The sequence below is a fragment of the Mesorhizobium waimense genome, assembly GCF_003601975.1.
Lineage (GTDB): Bacteria > Pseudomonadota > Alphaproteobacteria > Rhizobiales > Rhizobiaceae > Mesorhizobium > Mesorhizobium waimense.
The window spans coordinates 1-1,327 of the sequence record NZ_QZWZ01000158.1 but is presented as its reverse complement, the minus strand read 5'-3'; the positions used below and the strand labels follow the sequence as shown (position 1 = coordinate 1,327).

Sequence of the window (1,327 nt, the reverse complement as noted above, 5' to 3'; positions counted from 1 at the left end):
CGGAGGATGGTCTGTGTGGCATGGAATGGCTGGGCGGCGAGGAGCGCACCAACTATCCGCTGACCTTGTCGGTGGAGGATTTTGGCGAGGCGCTCGGCCTGACCGCGCAGGTGGCGGAGCCAATCTCTGCGGATCGGGTGTGCGGCTACATGCAGCGGGCGCTCGAACAGCTGGCGGAGGCATTGGAGCGAGCTCCGAATACGCCGGTGCGCGAGCTCGACATCCTGCCGGCCGAGGAGCGGACCTACCTTTTGGAGGAGCTGAACCGGACGGAAGCGGAGTATCCGTCGGATCTGTGCCTGCACGAACTGTTCGAACAACAGGTGCGCCGGACGCCCGAGGCGGTGGCGGTGGTGCATGACGACGAGCGGGTGAGCTATGGCGAACTCAACGCGCGGGCCAACCGGCTGGCCCATCATCTGATCGGCCTCGGGGTGAAGCCCGGCGACCGCATTGCGACAATGCTGGACCGCTCCGTCGCCCTTGTGGTGGCGCAGTTGGCGATCCTGAAGGCGGGCGGAGTTTATGTCCCGATCGATCGCGCTCTTCCACCTGCGCGACAAGAATGGCTGATTGCCGATTGTGCAGCACGCCTAGTGCTCAGCGAGAGTGGCGGTGATGATCTGGTTGAGGCCACAATCCCTGTTTTGCCCATTGAGCCGCTGATGACTGGAACCGGGTCCAGTCCAGATCCTGGCCTGGTATTGAGCGCCGAGGCCGCCGCTTACGTGATGTACACCTCCGGCTCGACCGGCCTTCCCAAGGGAGTTGTTGTGCCTCACCGGGCTGTCAACCGGCTCGTGATCAACAATGGATATGCGCAGTTCGGCTCAAATGATCGTGTGGCGTGGGTGGGCAATCCTGCGTTTGATATCAGTACACTGGAAGTGTGGGCACCGCTGCTACACGGCTCAAGCCTGATTGTAATTCCCTACACGGATGCGCTGCAGCCAGAGGTTCTGCGCAGCCTGGTGCAGCAGCACCGCATTAGGGTCCTGCATTTGACAGCCGGGTTGTTCAGCCAGAGCGCTGATGATTTAGGCCCGGTGCTGGCGAGTTTACGATTGCTATTGGTCGGCGGCGATGCGGTTGATGTGACAGCAGTAGCTCGGGTTTTGAGCCAGAACGGACCACAGCATCTATTGCACTGCTACGGCCCGACTGAAACGACGACCTTTGCGACAGTCTGCGAGATCACCGCGATTGATGCGACATCCCGCCGCCGCCTCCCGATCGGCCGTCCGATCGCGAACACGCGGGTGTATCTGCTGGACGCTCATGGCCAGCCGGTTCCGTTCGGGGCGGTGGGTGAGCTTTATATCGGCGG

General features: G+C 62.1%; 1 protein-coding gene. It reads left to right on the top strand.

All coding sequences use genetic code 11. From position 1 onward, the window contains the following. Positions 1–20 precede the first annotated feature (20 nt). Positions 21–1,327: AMP-binding protein (locus tag D3227_RS40335; RefSeq protein WP_208646633.1), on the top strand; the 1,307-nt coding region annotated here is incomplete at its 3' end.